Annotated in this window: 24 protein-coding genes; 11 read left to right on the top strand and 13 right to left on the bottom strand. The window is 70.8% G+C overall.

Annotated elements, in window-relative coordinates:
* The first annotated feature begins 2 nt into the window (after positions 1-2).
* From JOF40_RS04755 to JOF40_RS04740, 4 genes are read left to right on the top strand one after another with little or no spacing between them, the layout of a single operon-like run.
* On the top strand, positions 3-1,040 hold the full coding sequence (locus JOF40_RS04755) for a FecCD family ABC transporter permease (RefSeq protein ID WP_129180585.1): 1,038 nt from the start codon (positions 3-5) through the stop codon (positions 1,038-1,040).
* The gene (locus JOF40_RS04750; RefSeq protein WP_129180583.1) at positions 1,037-1,858 is read left to right on the top strand and encodes an ABC transporter ATP-binding protein; all 822 of its coding nucleotides are present in this window, start codon (positions 1,037-1,039) and stop codon (positions 1,856-1,858) included. The genes JOF40_RS04755 and JOF40_RS04750 overlap by 4 nt, the downstream gene beginning before the upstream one ends.
* A 52-nt stretch (positions 1,859-1,910) precedes the next feature.
* A complete protein-coding gene (locus tag JOF40_RS04745; RefSeq protein WP_188111680.1) occupies positions 1,911-2,531 on the top strand; it encodes an LON peptidase substrate-binding domain-containing protein in 621 nt (206 codons plus the stop codon).
* A gap of 1 nt (position 2,532) precedes the next feature.
* Entirely contained in the window at positions 2,533-3,402 is an 870-nt protein-coding gene (locus JOF40_RS04740; RefSeq protein ID WP_129180578.1) for an aldose 1-epimerase family protein, read from the top strand.
* A 15-nt stretch (positions 3,403-3,417) separates the two neighbouring features.
* On the opposite strand, the gene JOF40_RS04735 is transcribed toward JOF40_RS04740, so the two are convergent.
* Positions 3,418-6,330, bottom strand: a complete 2,913-nt coding sequence (locus tag JOF40_RS04735; protein ID WP_129180577.1) for an aminotransferase — start codon at positions 6,328-6,330, stop codon at positions 3,418-3,420.
* 143 nt (positions 6,331-6,473) lie between these two features.
* Between JOF40_RS04735 and JOF40_RS20170 the strand changes: the two genes are divergently transcribed.
* On the top strand, positions 6,474-6,938 hold the full coding sequence (locus JOF40_RS20170) for an Lrp/AsnC family transcriptional regulator (protein ID WP_129180575.1): 465 nt from the start codon (positions 6,474-6,476) through the stop codon (positions 6,936-6,938).
* Here the strand turns inward: JOF40_RS20170 and JOF40_RS04725 are convergent.
* Both JOF40_RS04725 and JOF40_RS04720 read right to left on the bottom strand, forming a co-directional pair.
* Positions 6,935-7,756 carry an SDR family oxidoreductase gene (locus tag JOF40_RS04725; protein ID WP_129180573.1) on the bottom strand — a complete coding sequence of 274 codons (822 nt, stop codon included), beginning with the start codon at positions 7,754-7,756 and terminating at the stop codon, positions 6,935-6,937. The genes JOF40_RS20170 and JOF40_RS04725 overlap by 4 nt on opposite strands.
* A 44-nt stretch (positions 7,757-7,800) precedes the next feature.
* Positions 7,801-9,123 (bottom strand): cytochrome P450, encoded by a 1,323-nt coding sequence (locus JOF40_RS04720; RefSeq protein ID WP_246152754.1) that lies wholly within the window; start codon positions 9,121-9,123, stop codon positions 7,801-7,803.
* 45 nt (positions 9,124-9,168) lie between these two features.
* On the opposite strand from JOF40_RS04720, the gene JOF40_RS04715 reads away from it, so the two are divergent.
* Positions 9,169-9,786, top strand: a complete 618-nt coding sequence (locus JOF40_RS04715) for a TetR/AcrR family transcriptional regulator (protein ID WP_129180569.1) — start codon at positions 9,169-9,171, stop codon at positions 9,784-9,786.
* On the opposite strand, the gene JOF40_RS04710 is transcribed toward JOF40_RS04715, so the two are convergent.
* Genes JOF40_RS04710 through JOF40_RS04690 form a run of 5 tightly spaced genes read right to left on the bottom strand, consistent with a single transcriptional unit; the run spans position 9,764 to position 14,302 of the window.
* Positions 9,764-11,257, bottom strand: coding sequence for an amino acid permease (locus tag JOF40_RS04710; protein WP_129180567.1), 1,494 nt, complete (start codon positions 11,255-11,257; stop codon positions 9,764-9,766). The genes JOF40_RS04715 and JOF40_RS04710 overlap by 23 nt on opposite strands.
* A 43-nt stretch (positions 11,258-11,300) precedes the next feature.
* Positions 11,301-11,699 (bottom strand): type II toxin-antitoxin system VapC family toxin, encoded by a 399-nt coding sequence (locus JOF40_RS04705; protein WP_129180565.1) that lies wholly within the window; start codon positions 11,697-11,699, stop codon positions 11,301-11,303.
* Positions 11,696-11,959 (bottom strand): type II toxin-antitoxin system Phd/YefM family antitoxin, encoded by a 264-nt coding sequence (locus JOF40_RS04700; protein WP_188111679.1) that lies wholly within the window; start codon positions 11,957-11,959, stop codon positions 11,696-11,698. The genes JOF40_RS04705 and JOF40_RS04700 overlap by 4 nt, the downstream gene beginning before the upstream one ends.
* Before the next feature lie 52 nt (positions 11,960-12,011).
* The gene (locus JOF40_RS04695; RefSeq protein ID WP_129180561.1) at positions 12,012-12,824 is read right to left on the bottom strand and encodes a DUF1206 domain-containing protein; all 813 of its coding nucleotides are present in this window, start codon (positions 12,822-12,824) and stop codon (positions 12,012-12,014) included.
* A complete protein-coding gene (locus JOF40_RS04690; protein WP_129180560.1) occupies positions 12,821-14,302 on the bottom strand; it encodes an SDR family oxidoreductase in 1,482 nt (493 codons plus the stop codon). The genes JOF40_RS04695 and JOF40_RS04690 overlap by 4 nt, the downstream gene beginning before the upstream one ends.
* 71 nt (positions 14,303-14,373) lie before the next feature.
* Between JOF40_RS04690 and JOF40_RS04685 the strand changes: the two genes are divergently transcribed.
* The gene (locus JOF40_RS04685; protein ID WP_129180558.1) at positions 14,374-14,673 is read left to right on the top strand and encodes a DUF2470 domain-containing protein; all 300 of its coding nucleotides are present in this window, start codon (positions 14,374-14,376) and stop codon (positions 14,671-14,673) included.
* Entirely contained in the window at positions 14,673-15,101 is a 429-nt protein-coding gene (locus JOF40_RS04680) for an OsmC family protein (protein ID WP_129180556.1), read from the top strand. Before JOF40_RS04685 ends, JOF40_RS04680 begins: the two co-directional genes overlap by 1 nt.
* Before the next feature lie 4 nt (positions 15,102-15,105).
* Here JOF40_RS04680 and JOF40_RS04675 read toward each other — a convergent pair whose 3' ends face one another.
* From JOF40_RS04675 to JOF40_RS04665, 3 genes are all read right to left on the bottom strand, one after another.
* Positions 15,106-15,426: a hypothetical protein gene (locus JOF40_RS04675; protein WP_129180554.1), complete on the bottom strand. Its 321-nt coding sequence runs from the start codon at positions 15,424-15,426 to the stop codon at positions 15,106-15,108.
* A gap of 95 nt (positions 15,427-15,521) precedes the next feature.
* Complete coding sequence (locus JOF40_RS04670) at positions 15,522-15,995, bottom strand: VOC family protein (RefSeq protein WP_129180552.1); 474 nt, start codon at positions 15,993-15,995, stop codon at positions 15,522-15,524.
* A gap of 23 nt (positions 15,996-16,018) precedes the next feature.
* Positions 16,019-16,876, bottom strand: coding sequence for an SDR family oxidoreductase (locus JOF40_RS04665; RefSeq protein ID WP_129180550.1), 858 nt, complete (start codon positions 16,874-16,876; stop codon positions 16,019-16,021).
* A gap of 57 nt (positions 16,877-16,933) precedes the next feature.
* Here JOF40_RS04665 and JOF40_RS04660 point away from each other — a divergent pair, with 57 nt between their 5' ends.
* The 3 genes from JOF40_RS04660 to JOF40_RS04650 all read left to right on the top strand — a co-directional run bounded on the left by JOF40_RS04660 (position 16,934) and on the right by JOF40_RS04650 (position 18,961).
* The gene (locus JOF40_RS04660) at positions 16,934-17,689 is read left to right on the top strand and encodes an enoyl-CoA hydratase-related protein (RefSeq protein ID WP_129180548.1); all 756 of its coding nucleotides are present in this window, start codon (positions 16,934-16,936) and stop codon (positions 17,687-17,689) included.
* Between the two features lie 14 nt (positions 17,690-17,703).
* Positions 17,704-18,393, top strand: coding sequence for a nitroreductase (locus JOF40_RS04655; RefSeq protein WP_129181907.1), 690 nt, complete (start codon positions 17,704-17,706; stop codon positions 18,391-18,393).
* 169 nt (positions 18,394-18,562) lie between these two features.
* Positions 18,563-18,961, top strand: a complete 399-nt coding sequence (locus tag JOF40_RS04650) for a cupin domain-containing protein (protein ID WP_129180546.1) — start codon at positions 18,563-18,565, stop codon at positions 18,959-18,961.
* A 5-nt stretch (positions 18,962-18,966) separates the two neighbouring features.
* Here JOF40_RS04650 and JOF40_RS04645 read toward each other — a convergent pair whose 3' ends face one another.
* On the bottom strand, positions 18,967-19,251 hold the full coding sequence (locus JOF40_RS04645) for a hypothetical protein (protein ID WP_129180544.1): 285 nt from the start codon (positions 19,249-19,251) through the stop codon (positions 18,967-18,969).
* A gap of 169 nt (positions 19,252-19,420) precedes the next feature.
* Positions 19,421-20,536, bottom strand: a complete 1,116-nt coding sequence (locus tag JOF40_RS04640) for a hypothetical protein (protein WP_188111678.1) — start codon at positions 20,534-20,536, stop codon at positions 19,421-19,423.
* Positions 20,537-20,574 lie beyond the last annotated feature (38 nt).

Here is a 20,574-nt window from a genome sequence, read left to right as displayed (position 1 = left end):
CGATGACCTCGACCCTCGACGTACCCGTCGTCCGCGCAGGACGCCGCCACCGCCACCGTCGCGCGACCGTCGTGACGATCGTGCTGGCCGCGCTCGTCCTGGGCTTGTTCGTTCTCACGATGATGGTCGGCTCGTACTACGTCTCGCCGCTTGGCGTCGTCAAGGCCGTCCTGGGGATCGGGGACGACCCCACCAACGACTTCATCGTGCGCGACCTGCGGCTCCCGACGGCTTCGGCCGGGCTCGCGGTCGGCATCGCGCTCGGCGTGGCGGGCATCGTGTTCCAGAAGCTGCTGGGCAACCCGCTGGCGTCGCCCGACTTCGTCGGCATCTCGTCGGGGGCCAGCCTGTTCGCGGTCTCGTCGATCGTGCTGTTCAACGCCAGCAGCTCGGTGATCTCCGGCTCGGCCCTCGTGGGCGCACTGCTCACCGCGTTGCTCATCTACGTGCTGGCGTGGCGCGACGGCATCTCGGGCTACCGGTTCATCCTGATCGGCATCGGCGTCTCGGAGTTCATGCTCTCGATCGTCGGCTACGTCATCTCGCGGGCCGAGCTCTACGAGGCACGCGAGGCGATGACGTGGCTCGCGGGCACCGTGGGCCAGTCCGGAGCCGGCGAGCTGCGCACCCTGCTGGTTGCCGTCGTCGTCATCGTGCCGGTCGCGCTGGTGCTCGAGCGGCCGTTGCGCACCCTCGAGCTCGGCGACGACACGGCCAAGGCGCTCGGGTCGAGGGTCGAGCTCAACCGACTGGCCCTCCTCGGCATCTCGATCGTCCTGATCGGCTTCGCGACCGCCGTCGCCGGACCCATCTTGTTCGTCGCCCTGATCGCCGGCCCCATCGCGCAGCGGCTGGCAGGCCCCTCGGGCGGCATCCTGGCCGCCGGACTGGTGGGAGCGGTCATCGTGCTGGGTGCCGACCTCGTGGCGCAGCAGGTGCTGCCCACCCCCCTGCCGACAGGCGTCGTGACCGGCATCATCGGCGCGCCCTACCTCATCTGGCTCCTCGCCACCGTCAACCGGGAAGGACGCGGCGGATGACCTCTCACGACCTGCGGGCCGAGAACCTCACCCTCGGCTACGCCGACGTCGACATCGTCAAGGACCTCGACGTCCAGATCCCCGACGGCCGCATCACCGTCATCGTGGGCGCCAACGCCTGCGGCAAGTCGACGCTGCTGCGTGGACTCGCCCGGCTGCTGAGCCCCCGGTCGGGCCGGGTCGTGCTCGACGGCACCTCGGTGCAGGACATGAAGAGCATCGACGTCGCCAAGGTCATGGGCCTGCTGCCCCAGACGCCCGTCGCCCCCGACGGCATCTCGGTCGGCGACCTCGTCGGCCGCGGCCGCTACCCCCACCAGGGCTGGTTCCGACGGTGGAACGCGGACGACGACGAGGCGGTCGCGGCGGCTCTCGAGGCCACTGGCACGACCGATCTCGAGCACCGCAACATCGCCGAGCTGTCGGGCGGCCAGCGCCAGCGGGTGTGGGTCGCGATGGCCCTGGCACAGGACACCGACCTGCTGCTGCTCGACGAGCCCACGACGTACCTCGACATCAACCACCAGGTCGAGCTGCTCGACCTGCTGACCGATCTCAACCGCGAGTCGGGCAAGACCGTCGTCATCGTGCTGCACGACCTCAACCTCGCGTGCCGCTACGCCGACCACATCATCGCGATGAAGAAGGGTGCGATCGTCGCCGAGGGTCCGCCGTCAGCCGTCATCACCGCCGACGTCATCACCGACGTCTTCGGCCTGGCCTGCGAGGTCGTCCCCGACCCGGTGAGCGGCACGCCGATGATCGTGCCGCGCGGCCGCCACCACGCACGACCCGAGGCCGCCCCGGCGCTGGCCTGACGTCGGGCGGGTTCGGGTTGCCGCCGGGCGGTCGCGTGGTGGGATGGTCGGCATGGACGACGTCACCGAGATCGCGATGTTCCCCCTCGGCTCGGTGCTGTTCCCGGCGATGCCGCTGCCCCTGCGGGTCTTCGAGCCGCGCTACCTGCAGATGCTGCAGGACCTGCTCCCCGACGGGCCCGCCGAGTTCGGCGTCGTGCTGATCGAGCGCGGCCAGGAGGTCGGCGGCGGCGAGAAGCGCTTCGACGTCGGCACGATCGCGCAGGTCGCCGAGCTCAAGGTCGCCGACGGCTACCTGGCCCTGCTCGGCGAGGGCACCCGCCGCATCGAGGTCGTCGAGTGGCTGGGCGAGCACCCCTACCCACGAGCCCGCGTCCGCGACCTGCCCGCCCTGGAGTGGGACGAGGAGCTGCGGGAGCGGTTCGACCAGACCGAGGCGCTGGTGCGCCGGACGCTGGCGCGTGCCAGCGAGTTCGACGACCTCAGCTGGTCGCCCGCCGTCCAGCTCAGCGACGACCCGGTCGACGCGCTGTGGCAGCTCGCGGCGATCGCCCCGCTCGGGCCGCTCGACCAGCTGCGGCTGCTGGGCTGCGCGACGGCTCGCGAGCTGCTCGACGCGGTCTTCGCCGCGACGCAGGACGCCGGCGAGACCTACGACGTCAGGGGGCTGTGACGTGCTGCGCCTGCGCGGGGGTGCCGGGACGGCCGACATCTCGCCCCTGGGTGCCGAGCCGCACTCCCTGCGCGACGCGACGGGTCACGAGCTGCTCTGGCAGGCGGGTGCCGAGTGGCGCCGCCATGCGCCGATCCTCTTCCCGATCGTCGGTCGCGTGCCGGACGACACGATCACGGTCGACGGCGCGACGTACCCGCTGACGCAGCACGGCTTCGCCCGCGACCTCGAGTGGGACGTCGTGGAGGCCACTGAGTCGTCGGCGACGCTGCAGCTGAGCGACAGCGCCGAGACGCGCGCGCGGTTCCCCTTCGCCTTCGAGCTCACTGCGCGCTACGTCATGGACGACGTCGGGCTCGCCACGACCTACGAGGTGCTGAATCCCGGTGACTCGCCGATACCGGTCTCGATCGGATCGCATCCCGCCTTCGCCTGGCCGCTGGAGCCCGGCGTGGCAAGGACCGACCACGTGGTCGTCTTCGACGAGCCCGAACCCGCCCCCATCCGCCGCCTCGACCACACCCTCGTGCTGCCCGAGGCGCAGCCGACGCCCGTCGTCGGCGGCACGCTGCGGCTCGATCCCGGTCTGTTCGCCGCCGATGCGATCGTGATGGATCAGGTCGCCAGCCGCGGGCTGAGCTACCTCGCCCCGTCCGGCCGCGGCATCCGGATGACCTGGGACGACGCGGTCGACGTGTTCGTGGTCTGGTCGCGCCCGACCGGAGCAGACCTGCTGTGCCTCGAGCCGTGCGTGGGCGGAGCGGCCCCGATCGACTTCGCCGGCGAGCTGCGCGACAAGCCGGGCGTCCGGATCGTCGGTCCCGGCGAGACGTTGACGATGGGCTATCGCGTCGAGCCGCTGCTGCCCTAGTCCTCCGGGGAGGTGTCAGCCGCCGAGGGCCTCGTCGAGCCGGGCCACGAAGAAGTCGACGCTGTCGCGCGACATGCACAGCGGCGGCTTGACCTTGAGGACGTTCTGCCGGTCGCCGGTCGGCAGCACGACGACACCGAGCTGCAGCATGCGGTCGCACAGCGCGGCGGTCTCGTCGGGTGCCGGCTCGAGCGTCTCGCGGTCGCGCACCAGCTCGATGCCGAGGTAGAGCCCACGGCCGTGGACCGTGCCGATGAGGGGATGCCTCTCGGCGAGTCGCTCGACCTCGCTCTTGAGGTGCGCACCGACGATGCGGGCGTTCTCCTGCAGCCCGTCGCGCTCGATGACGTCGAGCACCGTCGCGCCGATGCGGCTGCTCAGCGTGCTGCCGCCCGAGGACGAGAAGAACGTGCCCTGGTCGGCCAGGGCCTGCGCGATCTCCGCCCTGGTGATGACGGCTCCGAGCGGGTGCCCGTTGCCCATCGCCTTGGCCATCGTGATGACGTCCGGCACGACACCGTGCTCCTCGTAGCCCCAGAACCATTCGCCCTGCCGTCCGTAGCCGACCTGCACCTCGTCGGAGATGCAGATGCCGCCACCCGCGCGAATCGCCTCGAAGACCGGGGCGAGGAATCCGTCGGCCAGACCGATCGCGCCGGCGTTGCCGTTGCGCGGCTCGGCGATCCAGGTGCCGATCGGCGTGCCGGCCCGCGACAGTCGCTCGATCTCGGCCACGGCGTCGCGCGCGTAGGCCTCGCCGGCACCGGCTCCTCGGTGCGTGCCGCGGTAGGCGTTGGGGAGCTCGACGGTGTGCACCCATCCGGGACGGGTCTGCTCGGCCAGCGGATTGTCCGATGTCGAGGTCGAGACGGCGTCCGAGGCGACTGTCCAACCGTGGTACGACTCGGTGACGCACAGGACGTCCTCGCGTCCGCTGAACGCGCGGGTCAGTCGCAGCGCCAGGTCGACGGCCTCCGAGCCGCTGTTGACCAGCAGGACCGTGTCGAGCTCGTCGGGGACGGTCGCGAGCAGGCGTTCGCTCAGCTCGGCGACGGCGGCGTAGTGGAACCGTGAGTTGGTGTTGAGCCGGCGCCACTGGTCGGCGGCCGTGGCCGCCACCTCGGGGTGCCCGTGCCCGAGGACGGAGACGTTGTTGACCATGTCGACGTAGTGCCGACCAGTCGTGTCGACCAGGTGCTCACGCCATCCGCGCTCGATCTGTGGCGGGGCCGCGTAGTAGTGCTCCTGCAAGGGCGCGTAGGCCCCGGTGCGGCGCTCGAGCAGGTCGACGGCGTCGCGGGTCGGGGCCGGCGACGGCTCGGTGCCTAGCAAGGGCGCCGGATCGAGCACCCGAGTGCGCCAGGCGGGCAGCTCGGACGACCTGACGAAGGCCGGCGGCAGGCTGTCGGCGACGGCCGCCGGCACGGTGAGCCACACCGTCGCACGATTGGTCGTCGCCAACGCGTCGCCGGCCGCGAGGACGTCGCCGTCGCCGGCGGCTCCATGGACCGACGGAATGCGCAGGACGACGGCGTGGTCGCGGCCCGTCAGGACGAGGGCTCCCGCGCGGTGGCCGACGGTGCCGTCGAAGGGGGCCGTCAGCGTCACGGGCGACGCTGTCCGCAGGTCGCAGGCAAGGGCGACGTTCGTCGGCTCGTCGCGGCTGTTGGCGCGGGCGCGGGTGAGCCGGGCCTCGCCGAAGAGGGTCATGGCCGCCGGGGCGCGCGACACGGCATCGCCGAGGGCCACCTCCTCCTGCGCCGGGCCGTCCTCGAGCCAGACGCCGTCCCACAGGGCATCGCTGTCGTGTCCGAGCCGGACGATCGCCGGGGGCCCATCGACGAGTGAGCTCGCCAAGGGGCGGATGCCGGCCGGTGACGCGGGCTCTGCGACCGGGCGTCCGAGGCCCAGCCGGATCGCCGCGGTCATGACGGCGGCATCCTGGGCGGCAGGCACCTCGTACATCGCCCACTCGTCGTCGAGAGCGGCCGCGGCGTACGCGTTGTTCGGGTCGACCGCGAGCTGCTCGGCACCGCTGACCACCAGGGTCGTGCCGCGCAGGACGATCAGCGGCCACAGCGCAGCCAGCTCGTCATCGGTGAGACCCACCTCGGCATCGAAGGCCGCGACCATGGGCAGGATCGCGAGCGGCCGGTCGGGCTCGTGCCGGAACACCGCGCTGCACGCGACGGCCAGCTCGGCCACCCGCCAGCTGGTCATGACGTCGCCGAAGTCGATGATGCCGGTGGGCCGGAGGACGCCCTCGTGGTCGCGGTCGCCGACCAGGTTGTCGGTCGTCAGGTCGCCGTGGACGGGCTGGGTCGGCAGCGCGTCCCGCACGGGGTCGAGATCGGCGGTCACGCGGCGCAGTGCCCGTTCGACCGACTCCCGCCGCGTGGGGTCCTCGATCAGGTGGAGCCGCTCGGCGACGACCGCCTCGCCCTGACGCAGGTCCCACTGCAGGTCGCGCTCGAGGCCCGGGTGGGTGACGTCCGCGAGCGCGGCCGTCATCTGTCCGGCCAGCTGGCCGATCCGCGCGAGCGTGGCCGGCCAGGGTGCGCCCCCGGACGACAGGGGCGCACCGGGCACGAAGGTCAGCAGGCGCACGGCGTGCGGCACACCGTCGACGTCGACCTCGACGATCTCCGCGCCGTCCAGGGCTGCGGTGGGCTGCGGCGTGACGTGCCCGCGCTCCGCGAGATGGCGCATGGCGAGGTTCTGTACCTCGATCTCGGCACGCGTGAAGACCGGGTTGCTGACCTTGAACAGGTAGCGGGTGCCGCCAGGGGTGGTCAGCAGGACGTTGCGGTCCTGCTGGCTGCCGAGCTCGACACCGGTGCCGTCGACACCGAAGTGCTCGCGCGCGAACGCGATGGCCTGGTCGACGGTGACGGCCGGCCGAGGAAGGCCGGTGGTGACGGGGTCCATGGATCCTCCGGGTGCAGACGGCGCCGGACGCCGACGCTGGTGCTCCCGATCATAGGGCCAGACGGATTCAAGGCCGCAAGATCGTGTGTGAAACGGTCTAAGCACTGCCGATTCTGCTGTTCGCGGTGGTCTAGGGTGTCCACGTGACACCCTCACCCGACGACGGACTCGATGCGACCGACCGTCAGCTGCTGACGCTGCTGCAGGAGGACGGCCGCCTCCCGTACTCCGACCTCGCGTCCGCGACCGGCCTCTCGTCAGGTGCTGCCCGCGCTCGCGTGCTCCGTCTGCAGGAGCGCGGCATCCTGCGCGTCATCGGCGTCACCGATCCCCTCCAGCTGGGCTACCGCAGCATGGCGATGCTGACGATCGAGGTCGAGGGCGACGTCGAGCCGGTCGCCGGCGCGATCGGCGCGATCGACGCCGTCATCTACGTCGTCGTGGCCGCGGGGCCCGCCGATCTGCTCGTCGAGGTGATCGCGCCCGACCACGACGCCCTCTACGCCGTGGTCAACGACCAGATCAGGTCGGTGCCGGGGGTGCGGGGGCTGCAGACCTTCACGTACTACCGCACCCACACCCACCGGTTCACCTGGGGAACCCGCTAGCGGCGAGCGCGCCGCTCGTACTCGGCGCGGGCGTCGACGTCGACCGCCCGCAGTGCCTCGTCGGCTCCGATCGCGTGACCGGCACCGTTGCGGACGCGCCGCGGCAGGACGTTCATGGAGTAGAACAGTCCCTTGCTCCACGCCGGCACCCACGTCTCGAACCGTGGCTTCTGGGCGACCTTGACGATCGAGGCCGCGACCTCGTCGGGGCTGACGGCACGCATGCCCTTGGCCGCCGAGACACCTGCAGCCAGCTCGGTGTCGACGACGGTCGGCAGGATGCACGACACGTCGACACCGGAGGGCGCGAGCTCGGACTGCATGGCCTCGGAGAACCCCATGACGGCGTACTTGCTCGCGCTGTACGTCGCGCCGTTGGCCACGGCGATGCGGCCGACGGCAGAGGCGATGTTGATGATGTGCCCGTGGCCCCGCGCGATCATCTCGGGAGCCACGAGCTTGGTTCCGGTGATGACCGCGCGCAGGTTGACGTCGATGATGCGGTCGGTCGCCGCGTCGGTCTCGTCGACGAGGGGCGACAGCGGCATGATGCCGGCGTTGTTGACGAGGACGTCGATGGGTCCCTGCTGTCGGGCGAGGTCGACGAAGCGGGCGAACGACTCGCGGTCGGCGACGTCGACGACGTGCGCGACGGCGCGGCCGCCGACCGCCAGGGCCGCCTTGGCCGCGACGTCGTCGTCGAGGTCGCCGATCACGACGATCGCTCCTGCGGCGGCGAACTGCCTGGCAGCGGCCAGACCGATGCCACGACCGGCTCCGGTGATGGCGACGACCTGGTTGGTCAGCATGCGGGACATGGCGCTCCTGGGGCTTGGGGGCAGGGGTCTGGGGTCGATGGGTGTCAGCGGCGGGTCAGGTGGACGGGTTGTCCGTCCTTCGGGAAGGGCAGCGAGGCGTAGCTCATGGGGGCGACGTAGCCGGGGTCGACGGTCCACTCGTACTGGCGCAGCAGGTGCACGAGGATCGTCTTGACCTCGGCCCCGGCGAAGAACAGGCCGAGGCACTTGTGGACGCCTCCCCCGAACGGGTCCCAGGCGTGACGGTGCACCTTGTCGTCGCGGCGGTGGTCGGCGAACCGCTCGGGGTCGAACCGCTCTGGGTCGTCCCACAGCTCGGGCATGTGGTGTGACAGGTGCATCATGACGGCCACGAGGCGTCCGGCCGGGATGTGGTGCCCGAGGACCTCGGTGTCCTTGACGGCCTTGCGGGCCACCATGGGCACGGGCGGCACGAGCCGCAGGCATTCCTTCATGACCAGGTCGATCGCGACGAGCCCGTCGAGCTCGCTCATCGTCGGGTTGTCCGGCAGGGCGAGGGCCTCCTCGCGGCATCGCTGCTGCCACTCGGGGTGCTGGCCCAGCTGCTGCATCATGGTCGAGACCGTGATGGTCGACGTGTCGTGCGCGGCCATGAGTAGGAAGATCATGTGGTTGACGACGTCGGCGTCGCTGAACCGCTCGCCGTCGTCGGTCTCGAGGTGGCACAGCACCGAGAACAGGTCGTCGCCCGGCTTGCTGCGCTTGGCCTCGAGGTGGCGGCCGAAGAACTCCTCGAGCAGGCGTCGTCCCCGCAGTGCCCGGCCCCACCGCGTGCCGGGCACGTTGGCGCGGACGATCGAGGTGGCCGCCTGCACGCAGTCGATGAACGCCTGGTTGACGCGCTCGAGCTCGTCGGGCGTCGTGAGCTCGGCACCGCCCATGAACACCTCGGTGGCGAGGTCGAGCGTGAGCTCCTTGAGCGCCGGGTAGGCCCGGAAGTCGGGCCCGGTGCGCCAGTGCGCGAGGCCCGCGGACACGGCGGGCTGCAGCGCGGCGGTGTAGCCCTCGAGCCGGTCGCGGGTGAACGCCGACTGCATGATGCGGCGGTGGCGGTGGTGCTCGTCGAAGTCGAGCAGCATCAGCCCGCGGTCGAAGAACGGTCCGACGAGGTAGCCCCAGCCCTCGCCGCTCGCGAAGGCCTTGTCGGCGTTGCGGAACGCCGCCTCGCACGCATCGGGCCCCAGCAGCATCGTCCAGCGCTTGCCGAGGAAGGCCGTGTCGGACACGGGACCCCAGCCGTCGTACTGGCTGCGCATCATCGACATCGGATTGCGCACGTAGTGGATCGTCTGCCCGATCCAGGGCAGGCCGCGGCGGCGGGGAGGAAGGGTGGTGGTCTGGGTCACACCGGCATCTTGCATTCAGACAGGACGCTCTGTCAAGATGGGCGCATGGCGGTCAAGGCGGGGACGTACAAGGGTCGGTCGGCCGAGGAGCGGACGGCCGAGCGCCGCGCACGGCTGCTCGAGGCGACCCTCGAGGTGTGGGGCCGCGACGGGGGACCGAAGGTCACGATGACCCGCATCTGCGCCGAGGCGGGCCTGACCGAGCGCTACTTCTACGAGAGCTTCGACGGCCTCGACGCCGCGCTACGGGCCGTCATGGACGGCATCGCCGAGCAGATCGCCGACCGGTCGGTCGCGGCGCTCGGCGCCGCCACGGGCGATCCCACCGAACGCGTCCGGGCGGGCATCGGCGCGTTCGTGGAGATCCTGACCGACGACCCACGCAAGGGGCGGGTGGCGATCGTCGAGTCGATGTCGATCGATGCCCTGAGGCCCCACCGCGCCGAGCTGCTGCGGCGCTTCGCCGAGCTCGCGGCGCACGAGGCGCGGGGCCTGTACGGCGTCGAGGCGTGGGACGAGGTCGAGGGCCGGATCGCCGCCACGATGTTCATCGGCGGCGTCGCAGAGCTGGTCACGGCCTGGATCGAGGGTGTCCTCGAGGCCGATCCGCAGATGATCGTCGACGCCGCGACTCATCACTTCACGTCGACGGCCCACCGCTGACGTCGCCGTCGACCTCCGCCTGCCTGAGACCCTTGCCGAGTCGCGACGACTTGTAGCCATACGCGAAGTAGACGACGAAGCCGATCGCGAGCCAGATCAGGAATCGCACCCACGTCTCGACCGACAGGTTGACCATGAGCCACAGGCACGCCGCGATCGACAGGATCGGGATGAGCGGCACGGCCGGCACCCGGAACGGGCGGTCGAGGTCGGCGCGGGTGCGGCGCAGGATGATGACCCCGGCCGACACTACGACGAACGCGAACAGCGTCCCGATGCTGACGAGCTTCGACAGCTCCGACAGCGGCACGAAGCCCGCGAGGACGGCGACGAACAGGCCCGTGATGACCGTGATGCGGTAGGGCGTGCCGAAGCGGGGGTGCACCTTCGCGAGGCTGACGGGCAGCAGGCCGTCGCGCGACATCGCGAACAGCACGCGCGACTGACCCAGCATCAGGACGAGCACGACGGTCGTCAGGCCGGCGACGGCACCGACCGAGATGAGCTTGCTGGCCCAGTCGAGGTCGTTGGCCTTGAAGGCTTCCGCGAGCGGGGCGGCGGTGTTCATGCGGTCGTCGCTGTACTTGAGCATGCCCGTCACGACGAACGACACCGCGGCGTACAGCACCGTGACGATCGCGAGCGAGCCGAGGATGCCGCGCGGCATGTCGCGCTGCGGGTTCTTGGTCTCCTCGGCCGACGTCGCGACGACGTCGAAGCCGATGAACGCGAAGAACACGACGGAAGCCGCCGCGATGATGCCGTACACGCCGAACACCGTCGGGTCGACGCCGAAGATCGACTGCAGCAGCGTCGAGTCGAGCCCCGACTCGCCCTTGCTGGGCTGGGAGTCGGGCACGAACGGGGTGTAGTTGGACGCCTTGATGAAGAACAGTCCCGCCACGATCACGAACGTCACGACTGCGACCTTGACGATCACCAGGACGCTCGTGAACCGTCCGGACAGCTTGGTGCCGAAGACGCCCAGGGCCGTCAGCGCCAAGACGATCGCGATGGCGCCGAAGTCGGGGATCGCCTCGTCGCCGGCCAGCCAGGTCGGCAGGTCGAACAGCGACTGCAGGTAGGCCGACCAGCCGCGGGCCACGACCGCCGCCCCGAGGGCCAGCTCGAGCACGAGGTCCCAGCCGATGATCCACGCGATCAGCTCACCGAGCGTCGCGTACGAGAACGTGTAGGCGCTGCCCGCGACGGGCACCGTCGAGGCGAACTCGGCGTAGCAGAGCGCCGCAAGGCCGCACACGATGCCGGCGATGACGAACGAGATGACGATCGCGGGTCCGGCGTTGCTGTAGGCCTGCTCCCCGGTCAGCACGAAGATGCCGGTGCCGACCATCACGCCGACGCCGAAGACCGTCAGGTCCCACGCCGAGAGCTCCTTCTTGAGCCGGGTCTCGGGCTCGTCGGTCTCCGCGATGGAGCGTTCGACGGACTTGATGCGGAAGAGATCCATCCGGACATTCTGTTGCCCGCGCCGTGCGGATGCAACCGCGCGGTCAGGTGCCGGGCGCGACGACGCGCAGGCCGGCGTCGATGGCGGCGTCGGCCTGTCGCAGGTCGTAGGTGACGAAGGCGTCTGCGCCGGTCTCGAGGGCCGTGGCCAGGTGCAGGGCGTCGAGCGATCGCAGCGATGCGCCCGGCAGGCGTCCGGCGAGTCGATAGGTCTGAGCTGTCGGCAGGACGAGGTCGATCTCGGCCAAGGCGTCGTCGATGCCGGCAGCGTTGACCCCGAGACGACCCCCCGCGCGGAGCAGCTCGGTGGCGAGGAGCTGGGACGAGGCGAAGCGTCCGCCCGCCGTCTGCACCGCAGTGAGGTGGTCGAGCATCGGCTCGGTCTCGGCCTCGTCGACCACGAGCTTCAGCCAGGCCGAGGTGTCGGCGTAGTGGAGGCTCATCGGTCGGAGCGCAGCTCGTCCAGAACATCCTGCGACGTGCGCGACGGCACGATCCTGGCGATGTCACGGGCGTGCCCGGGTCGGCGGGCGCGTGACACCAGACCCGCAGCCACCATCTGGTCGTACGCGCTCGTCGACGGAGGCACCAGGATGGCGCTGATCTCGCCGTTGTTGGTCACGGCGATGGTCTCGCCGGCCTTCACGTCGGCCAGCACGGCGCTGCTGTTGTTGCGCAGCTCTCGATGGGGGATGGTCCGCATGACTGTCACACTCCTGTAGCAGAGTGTAGCAACCCGGGCTCCGGTGGACGGCTCAGCGCGTGCGGGGGTTCTTGGCCCAGGCGAAGCAGAACAGGCCGAACGCCGCGAGCCCCAGGGCCACGGCGCTCAGCAGGTACGGACCGAATGGCTGGTCGCGGACGGTCTGGAGGGCGTCGTCGAGCCCACCGGCCTTCTCGGGGTCGTACGCCAGGGCGGCCCAGCCGAACAGGATGCCGACGACGCCGACCGCGGCACCCTTCGCGACGTAGCCGACCCGCCCCAGCAGGACCACGACGGATCCGGAGTCGCCCGACGTGGCCGGACCTTCGAGGTCGTGAGTGAAGGAGTCGGTCACGCCCCGATGCACCTGCCGGATGCCGAGCGCGATGATCGCGAGCCCCACGGCCGCGACGAGGAAGCGTCCGGCCGGCGCACCCAGGAGGTCGGCGGTGAGGCCCTCCTCCTTCGAGTCGCCGCCCGACCCGCCGCCCGTCCCGGCGGCGATCTTCGCGGCCGAGACGGCGAGCGCCCCGTAGACGATGACGCGCCCGGCTGCCCCGAGACGCTTGCGCGCCCGCTTGGCGCCGTCCTCGGTCTGATACCCCCACACGGCGGTGCCGAGCTGCCAGACCACGAGCGCCGCGAGACCCGCGACCGTGAGCCACAGCAGGGTGCGCCCGAACGGCTGCTCGGCGACGGTCCGTAGGGCGCCGCCGCTGCTCGCGTCGCCGCCGCCGGACCACGCGACCTGCAGGGCGATCCACGCGATGACGAGGTGGACGACACCATAGGCGACGAGCCCCACCCGGGCGCCGTGCTTGAGCAGGTCGCTGTGCCGCACCTGCTGGGCGCCGGACGACGTCATGTCGGCTGCTCCTCCAAAGCCTCGGCGGCCTTGGCGATGTTGCGCTGCATCGAGCCGAACACGATGCCGTGGAACGGCAGGATCGCGAACCAGTAGGCGTGTCCCAGCAGGCCCTTGGGCGCGAACAGGGCGCGGTGATGGAACGTCGTGGTGCCGCCCTCGGTCGAGCCGACCTGCATCTCGAGCCAGGCCAGCCCGGGCAGCTTCATCTCGGCCCGCAGGCGCAGGAACGTCGCGTCGTCGGTGTCCTCGACCCGCCAGAAGTCGAGGGCGTCGCCGACCACGAGATCCTGCGGGTTGCGGCGGCCGCGGCGCAGACCCGGACCGCCGGCGAACCGGTCGAGCACGCCGCGCACCCACCACGCGAGCGCCCACGAGTACCAGCCGTTGCGGCCGCCGATCCCCTCGATGACCTTCCAGAGGTTGGCGGGGCTGGCGTTGACCTCGCGGGTGCGCTCGTCCTTGTAGAGCGAGCCGCCCGCCCAGTCGGGGTCGGTCGGCAGGCCCTCGGCGGGCGCGCCGGCGGTGGCGGCGGACGACCAGCTCGTCGGCACGTCGAGGTCCTGGATCTTGGTCAGTGCGAGCTCGACCGAGCGGTCGAAGTCGATCAGGCCCTCGGGCGGGTCGGGGATGAGCTCCTTGATGTCGGTGTCGGCGGCGACGACAGTGTTGCGCAGCGACTCCACGAGCGGACGGGCCAGGCTCGCCGGCACGGGCGTGATGAGGCCGATCCAGTGGCTCGAGAGCCCCGGCGACAGCAGCGGCACCTTCAGGACGCGACGCTTCGGCAGGCCCGAGATGCCGGCGAACCGCTGCATCAGGTCGAGGTACGTCAGCACTTCCGGGCCGCCGATGTCGAAGCGTCGGCTGACCTCGGACGGCATCGCGGCGGAGCCCACGAGGTAGCGCAGGACGTCGCGGATCGCGATGGGCTGGATGCGGGTGTTGACCCACTTCGGGGTGACCATGACGGGCAGCCGCTCGGTCAGGTAGCGCAGCATCTCGAACGAGGCCGAGCCCGAGCCGATCACGACGCCGGCCTGCAGGACGGTCGTCGGCACGCCCGACGCGAGCAGCACGTCGCCGACCTCGCCGCGCGAGCTGAGGTGCTCCGAGAGCTCCTCGCCCTCGGGGATCATGCCGCCGAGATAGACGATGCGGCTGACGCCGGCCTCCTTGGCGGCGTCGGCGAACCGCTGGGCCATGTCGTGCTCGGTCTTGCCGAAGTCGTCGCCCGTCCCGATCGAGTGCAGGAGGTAGTAGAGGACGTCGACGTCCTCCATCGCGGCTCGCACGTCCGAGTCGCTCGTGCCGTCGCCGACCGCGATCTCGACGCCGTGCGACCACTCGTGGGCGCGGGCCTTGCGCTCGTCGCGCACCATGACCCGCACGGTGTGGCCGGCCTCGAGCAGCTGGGGGACCAGGCGGCCGCCGACGTAGCCGGTCGCGCCGGTGACAAGACTGCGGGGGGATGACATGGCTCCAGTCTCCGGGCCGGGCGCCCTCCTCGCACTATCTGTCGGTCGCGCTCGGGAGATACCGTCGGGTCATGACGACCTTCTCCGCCGAGGTGGTGGGCGCGATCCTCCACCACATGAACGACGACCACACCGACGACAGCCTCACGATCGTCCGCGCGTTCGTCGACCCGGCAGCCTCGGCAGCCTCGATGACGGGCGTCGACGCCGCCGGTGGCACGTGGGACGTCGAGGTCGACGGCACGACGAGATCGGCGACCGTCCCGTGGCTGGGCCCCGTGGTCGAGCGGGCCGACATCCGCCGCGAGGTCGTGCACCTGCACGACGCGGCGGTCGCGCGGCTCGGCCTGCCGGCGAGGGAGGCGCACTGATGTCGGACGACACCGAGCGCAGCGTCGAGCTGACCCGCACCGGCCCGTCCCGCTACCGCGCGACCAACGTCCGCGGCACGACCCTCGAGATCGGCGACGGGTCGACCGACGACTTCACGCCCGTCGAGCTGCTGCTCGTCGCACTGGCCGGGTGCACCGCGATCACGGTCGACCCGCTGGTGTCGCGGCGGGCCGAGCCCACGACCTTCGACGTCCACACGCGGGCCGACAAGATCCGCGACGAGCTCGGCAACCACCTGGTCGACCTGCTGATGCGGTTCGACGTCGCCTTCCCCGAGGGCGAGGCGGGCGAGCGGGCCAGGGCGCTGCTGCCCGATGCGATCCACAAGGCTGAGACACGGCTGTGCACCGTCAGCCGCACGCTGGCGCTCGGGGTCGAGGCCGAGGTGCAGATCGACGACGTCTGACCGCTCACGCGTGGTGGTGGACCAGGACGTCCTCGTAGGCGAAGCAGTTCGGGAAGTGATGCGGCGTCAACGGGCTGCCCGTGGGCTCGGCGGGGCCGGGATCGTCCGGGATGCGGGAGCACTGGCGCTCGCACCAGTCATTGCGGCGGACGAGGCGGTCGTCGACGACGGTGCCGAGGTAGCGGCCGTCGAGGTCGACGACGTCGTTGTCCTCCCACGGCAGACACCCGATGCGGTGCCCCTCGAGATCGAAGACGTGCGGATCGGACCAGGTGCGACGGAAGGCGACCGGCTGGCCGCCCATGTCGAACAGGTAGACGCTCATGCTGTGTGAAACCTTCCCCTCGCCATCGACGTTACGAGGGGATCGCGTCATGCGGGCGGATTCGGCGCGCGTCGTGCAGATTTGATCCGAACGGACTAGTCCTTCCGGGCTGCGAAGGCATCCTCGAGACCCTGGATGCTCAACCGCTGCATCGTCATCATGGCGGCCTGCGCCCGTCCGGCGGCCTCGCGGTCGGGGTCGCCCAGCAGGCGGTGAAGGGTCGTCGGGACGATCTGCCAGCTGAGCCCGAAGGCGTCGACGAGCCAGCCGCACTGCGACTGATGTCCGCCTCCGGCGATCAGGGCGTCCGAGATCTCGTCGACCTCTTCCTGCGTCTCGACGCTGACCGACAGCGAGAACGCCTCGGTGAGCGTGAAGTGCGGTCCGCCGTTGAGCAGCGTGAGCCGTTGCCCCTGCAGGCTGATCTCGCCGACGAACAGCGAACCGTCAGGGTTGCGCTGCTCGCTCAGCAGCTCGGCGGTGTCGAAGATCGACAGGTAGCGCTCGATCGCCTGCTCGGCGTCGGCGTCGAACCAGAGGAACGGGGTGACCGTGATGTGGCTGCTCATGCCGACCGGTCTACCAGCGATCGTCAGTGCAGCGAAAGGGTCGGGTCGTGCGGACCCTTCGGCTCGACCCAGAAGTCGAGCGCGAGCTCGGACTCCTCGCCGCCGTTGAGGTAGATCGAGAAGTCGGTGACCCCCGCCTCCTCGAGCACGTCATCGTCGATGAAGAAGTTGCCGGTGCACTCGCGGCTCGGACGGACGAGGATCTCGTAGGCGGCGTCGGCCATGATCGCCGGCGTGCGGGAGTGCGTCGTGAGACCGGCACCGACGACGTTGCGCACCGCGGCGGTGTCGATCGCCGTGCGGGGCCACAGCGAGTTGGCGGCGATGCCGAGCTCGCGCAGCTCCTCGCTCAGGCCGAGCGTCACGAGGCTCATCCCGAACTTCGCGATCGTGTAGGCCGTCGCCGTCTTGAACCACTTCGGGTCGAGGGAGATGGGCGGAGACAGGGTCAGGACGTGCGGGTTGTCGGCTGCTGCCAGGTGGTCGATGCACGACTTGGCGAGCAGGAACGAGCCGCGAGAGTTGATGTCGTTCATGAGGTCGTACTTCTTCATGGTCACGTCGCGGGTGCTCGACAGATCGATCGCCGAGGCGTTGTTGACCACGATGTCGATGCCGCCGAAGGCCTCGGCCGTCCGCGCGACAGCGTCGAGGACGAAGGCGTCGTCGCGGATGTCGCCGACGAGCGGCAGTGCGTGCCCTCCGGCGGCCTCGATGGCCGCGGCGGCGGTGTGGATCGTGCCGGGCAGCGCCGGGTGCGGCTCCGTGGTCTTGGCCAGCAGGGCGACGTTGGCCCCGTCGCGGGCGGCGCGCACCGCGATGGCCTCGCCGATCCCGCGGCTGCCGCCGGACATGATGATGGTCTTTCCCGCGAGTGACATGTGCCGATCTTGCCACCACCACTGTCACGGTGGCCAGGGGTCGCCTAGTCTGACGACATGAACGCACCCGTGCTGGTCGATGACGTCGGTGCCGTCCGCACCATCACGTGGAACGATCCCGACCGGCTCAACGGTTTGACCGGCGACATGGTGGCCACCGCGACCGATGCCGTGGAGAGGGCTCCCGGCACGACGCGGGTCATCGTGCTCACGGGTGCCGGGCGGGCGTTCTCGACCGGTGCACGCCTGGACGGACCCATCAGCGGCACCGAACCGATGGACCTGGCCAACGCCCTGACCCGGGCGATCGTCTCCGCACCCGTTCCCGTGGTCGCAGCGGTCAACGGGCCGGCAGCGGGGCTCGGTTGCTCGGTCGCCCTGGCCGCCGACATCACGATCGCCCGCGAGTCGGCCTACTTCCTGCTGCCGTTCACGAACATCGGCCTGATGCCCGATGGCGGCGCGACCGCGGTCGTCGCCGCCTCGATCGGACGGGCCCGCGCCTCGGCGATGGCGCTGCTCGGCGAGCGGCTCTCTGCGTCCGGGGCCGCGGAGAGCGGGCTGATCCACCGTGCGGTGCCCGATGACGATTTCGCCGCCGAGGTCGAGCAGCTCGTCGACCGTCTGGCGCAGGGCGCGGGAGCGGCCTACCGGGCGACGAAGACCGCGATCACCGCCGCGACGCTCGGGCACCTCGACGACACCCTCGACCGCGAGCGCGACCTGCAGGTCCAGCTGTTCGACACCGCCGACTTCGCCGAGGGCACGAGTGCCTTCATGGGCAAGCGCCGGCCCGTCTTCGAGGGGCGATGACCATGGGAGACGACATGACCGGCCAGCACGACTTCGAGACGCTCGACAGACTCCTGACCGGCCGCCGTAGCTGCCGCGGCTACCTGCCCGACGAGGTGCCCCGCGCGACGATCGAGCAGCTGCTTGGTGCTGCGCAGCACACCGCGTCGTGGTGCAACACGCAGCCGTGGCAGGTGCACATCGTGTCGGGTGAGGCCCGTGAGTCGCTGTCGAAGGCCGCGGTCGACAACGTCATCGCGATGTTCGGCCAGCCCGCTCCGTCCGACTTCCCGTTCCCGGCGGCATACACCGGCGTCTACGACGAGCGTCGCAAGGAGGTCGGCTGGCAGCTGTACGGTGCGGTCGGCGTGGAGCGCGGCGACCGCGACGCCTCGGCGGCCCAGATGCTGCGCAACTTCGAGTTCTTCGGGGCACCGCACGTCGCGATCGTCACGACCGACGCCGATCTCGGGGTCTACGGCGCGATCGACTGCGGCCTCTACGTCAACTCGTTCATGCTCGCGGCCCAGGCGCTGGGGCTCGGCACGTGCGCACAGGCCGCGATCGCGCAGGTCACGCCCGCGGTGCGCGAGGTGCTGGGGCTGCCCGACGATCGCCTGGTGGTCTGCGGCATCTCGTTCGGCCGCCCCGACCTCGACCACCCGTCGGCCGGGTTCACGTCCACCCGCGCCCCGATCGACCAGGTCGCGACGTTCGTCGACTGAGACCGCTCAGCAGATCGGGGTCACCTCGGAGTCCGATCCGCTGCGAAACACGGACGTCACGATTCGTCGCCCCAGTGACACATCGTTCGACATCGTCAGGAAATGCGCGACGCCGATGCTGGACCCATGAGTCGGCGCGCACGGTGCCGGAGTCGTCGAAGGGACTGTCATGACCACCACAACCACTCCGGTCACCCAGCTGCAGGTGGTCGACACCACGAGCGCTCCGTGGGGAAAGCTGCCGATCCCCGAGCTCGGCGTCGAGCTCGACGTGCTCCCGCTCATCGACGATCCGGACACCGGCATGTCGGTCATCAAGATCGTCTACCCGGCCGGTCACGTGACCACGTGGCACACGCACCCCTGCGCCCACGGCATCTACGTCCTGGAGGGCATCCTCATGACGCATGACGGCGAGTACGGGCCCGGGTCGTTCGTCTGGTTCCCCGAGGGAGGGAAGATGCAGCACGGCGCGACTCCCACCGAGAGCGTCACCTTCTTGTTCATCGTCAACAAGCCCTTCGCGATCGACTTCTGCGACGCACCCCAGGGGCCGTGCGACGTGTGAGCTGATCAGCTGCGCAGGGCACCGATGCCGAGCGAGGAGTAGGCGTCGTTGGCGATCCGCACCTCCTCGGCCGGGACGGCGAACGTGTCGGTGGGGGTGGCCAGGAAGGCCAGCGCGGTGTCGTCGCGACGGTCGACGAGGTGCTCGGCCAGGGCGTCGGCCGCCATCGACAGGCGGACGTGCGTGCCGCCGTCGGCGCAGCAGTAGTTGCTGTGCGCGAGGTGCTGGGGCTGCCCGACGATCGCCTGGTGGTCTGCGGCATCTCGTTCGGCCGCCCCGATTCCGAGCACCCGTCGTCCGGGTTCACGTCGACCCGCGCCCCGATCGACCAGGTCGCGACCTTTGTCGACTGAGACCCCGCGCCGCCCGCCGATCGCCAGGGAGCGCAGCTGGGGTACCTCCCACGAGCGCAGCTGGGGGCCCGTGATGGCGAAGCTTTGGGGGCGGCGAACCGCCTGATCAGACGGGTGGGGTCGCTCCGGGTGCGCAGACGGCGTAGGCCGTGATCGCCGTCGCGGTGGGGTCGGGGTAGTAGGTGACGGTCCATGACGACGGGGAGGTCGTGCTGGCGGTACCGCTGGCGTTGCTGGGATAGCTGGCGGAGACAGTGTTGGGGGTGCCGCTGGACAGGCCGCCTCCGATCGCGATTCCCCCCGCGTTGCAGCTGGTGGTCGCCACGTTCGGGTCGAGGCTGCCGTACGCGGCCGATGCGGCGGAGGACTTGTAGTAGATGCCGCTGATGCCGCCGGTGGCTCCGGTGGCACCCGTCGCTCCCGTGGCGCCGGTCGCGCCGGTGGCTCCCGTGGCGCCGGTCGCGCCGGTCGGTCCGGTCGCGCCGATGGGTCCGATGCCTCCCGTCGCGCCGGTGGCACCGGTGGTGCCCGCCACTCCGTTGACGCCCGTCGCACCCGTCGCACCCGTCGCCCCTGTTGCTCCCGTAGGCCCGGTCGGGCCCGCAGGGCCGATGTCGCCGGTGGCTCCGGTGGCTCCGTTCGCGCCTGCTGTTCCGGTCGCACCGGTGGCACCGGTGGCTCCGGTGGCGCCTGCTGTTCCGGTCGCACCGGTCGCACCGGTCGCACCGGTGGCGCCTGCTGTTCCGGTCGCACCGGTCGCGCCGGTGGCTCCGTTCGCGCCTGCTGTTCCGGTCGCACCGGTCGCACCGGTCGCACCGGTCGCACCGGTCGCGCCGGTGGCTCCGTTCGCGCCTGCTGTTCCGGTCGCACCGGTCGCACCGGTCGCACCAGTGGCTCCCGCGGGGCCGGTGGCACCGGCAGCGCCGGGCGCTCCGGCCGCTCCGGTGGCTCCCGCAGGCCCGGCAGCACCGGTAGCGCCGTCCTTGCCCTGGGTCGGGTAGTTGTCACGCAGCCAGAGGATGCGGGCCTCGCCGCGCCGGCAGCTCGTCTTCGTGTCGACGATGCGGATCTTGCCCGTCTTGAGCTTGAGGCACGCACGAACGACCTTGGCGGCGTCTGACGTGTCAGCCGCGACGGCTGTTCCAGCAGTTCCGACGACGGAGGTCAGAGCGAGCGTGGCGATGGACAGGGCGGCGAAGGCGCGAGGTCGCGAGGTCGACATGGAATCAAGATATGGTCTCGAGAGGCCCAGCGTGACAG

Origin of the sequence: Aeromicrobium fastidiosum, assembly GCF_017876595.1 — a bacterium.
GTDB lineage: Bacteria > Actinomycetota > Actinomycetes > Propionibacteriales > Nocardioidaceae > Aeromicrobium > Aeromicrobium fastidiosum.
The sequence above is the reverse complement of the archived record's forward strand: the minus strand, read 5'-3'. Positions and strand labels throughout refer to the sequence as shown.

Excerpts from the sequence above, each read along its gene's own strand:
- JOF40_RS04755 (WP_129180585.1), top strand. The coding sequence starts at position 3 with ATGACCTCGACCCTCGACGTACCCGTCGTCCGCGCAGGACGCCGCCAC.
- JOF40_RS04750 (WP_129180583.1), top strand. The coding sequence starts at position 1,037 with ATGACCTCTCACGACCTGCGGGCCGAGAACCTCACCCTCGGCTACGCC.
- JOF40_RS04745 (WP_188111680.1), top strand. The coding sequence starts at position 1,911 with ATGGACGACGTCACCGAGATCGCGATGTTCCCCCTCGGCTCGGTGCTG.
- JOF40_RS04735 (WP_129180577.1), bottom strand. The coding sequence starts at position 6,330 with ATGGACCCCGTCACCACCGGCCTTCCTCGGCCGGCCGTCACCGTCGAC.
- JOF40_RS04725 (WP_129180573.1), bottom strand. The coding sequence starts at position 7,756 with ATGTCCCGCATGCTGACCAACCAGGTCGTCGCCATCACCGGAGCCGGT.
- JOF40_RS04715 (WP_129180569.1), top strand. The coding sequence starts at position 9,169 with ATGGCGGTCAAGGCGGGGACGTACAAGGGTCGGTCGGCCGAGGAGCGG.
- JOF40_RS04710 (WP_129180567.1), bottom strand. The coding sequence starts at position 11,257 with ATGGATCTCTTCCGCATCAAGTCCGTCGAACGCTCCATCGCGGAGACC.
- JOF40_RS04705 (WP_129180565.1), bottom strand. The coding sequence starts at position 11,699 with ATGAGCCTCCACTACGCCGACACCTCGGCCTGGCTGAAGCTCGTGGTC.
- JOF40_RS04700 (WP_188111679.1), bottom strand. The coding sequence starts at position 11,959 with ATGCGGACCATCCCCCATCGAGAGCTGCGCAACAACAGCAGCGCCGTG.
- JOF40_RS04695 (WP_129180561.1), bottom strand. The coding sequence starts at position 12,824 with ATGACGTCGTCCGGCGCCCAGCAGGTGCGGCACAGCGACCTGCTCAAG.
- JOF40_RS04690 (WP_129180560.1), bottom strand. The coding sequence starts at position 14,302 with ATGTCATCCCCCCGCAGTCTTGTCACCGGCGCGACCGGCTACGTCGGC.
- JOF40_RS04685 (WP_129180558.1), top strand. The coding sequence starts at position 14,374 with ATGACGACCTTCTCCGCCGAGGTGGTGGGCGCGATCCTCCACCACATG.
- JOF40_RS04680 (WP_129180556.1), top strand. The coding sequence starts at position 14,673 with ATGTCGGACGACACCGAGCGCAGCGTCGAGCTGACCCGCACCGGCCCG.
- JOF40_RS04675 (WP_129180554.1), bottom strand. The coding sequence starts at position 15,426 with ATGAGCGTCTACCTGTTCGACATGGGCGGCCAGCCGGTCGCCTTCCGT.
- JOF40_RS04670 (WP_129180552.1), bottom strand. The coding sequence starts at position 15,995 with ATGAGCAGCCACATCACGGTCACCCCGTTCCTCTGGTTCGACGCCGAC.
- JOF40_RS04665 (WP_129180550.1), bottom strand. The coding sequence starts at position 16,876 with ATGTCACTCGCGGGAAAGACCATCATCATGTCCGGCGGCAGCCGCGGG.
- JOF40_RS04660 (WP_129180548.1), top strand. The coding sequence starts at position 16,934 with ATGAACGCACCCGTGCTGGTCGATGACGTCGGTGCCGTCCGCACCATC.
- JOF40_RS04655 (WP_129181907.1), top strand. The coding sequence starts at position 17,704 with ATGACCGGCCAGCACGACTTCGAGACGCTCGACAGACTCCTGACCGGC.
- JOF40_RS04650 (WP_129180546.1), top strand. The coding sequence starts at position 18,563 with ATGACCACCACAACCACTCCGGTCACCCAGCTGCAGGTGGTCGACACC.
- JOF40_RS04640 (WP_188111678.1), bottom strand. The coding sequence starts at position 20,536 with ATGTCGACCTCGCGACCTCGCGCCTTCGCCGCCCTGTCCATCGCCACG.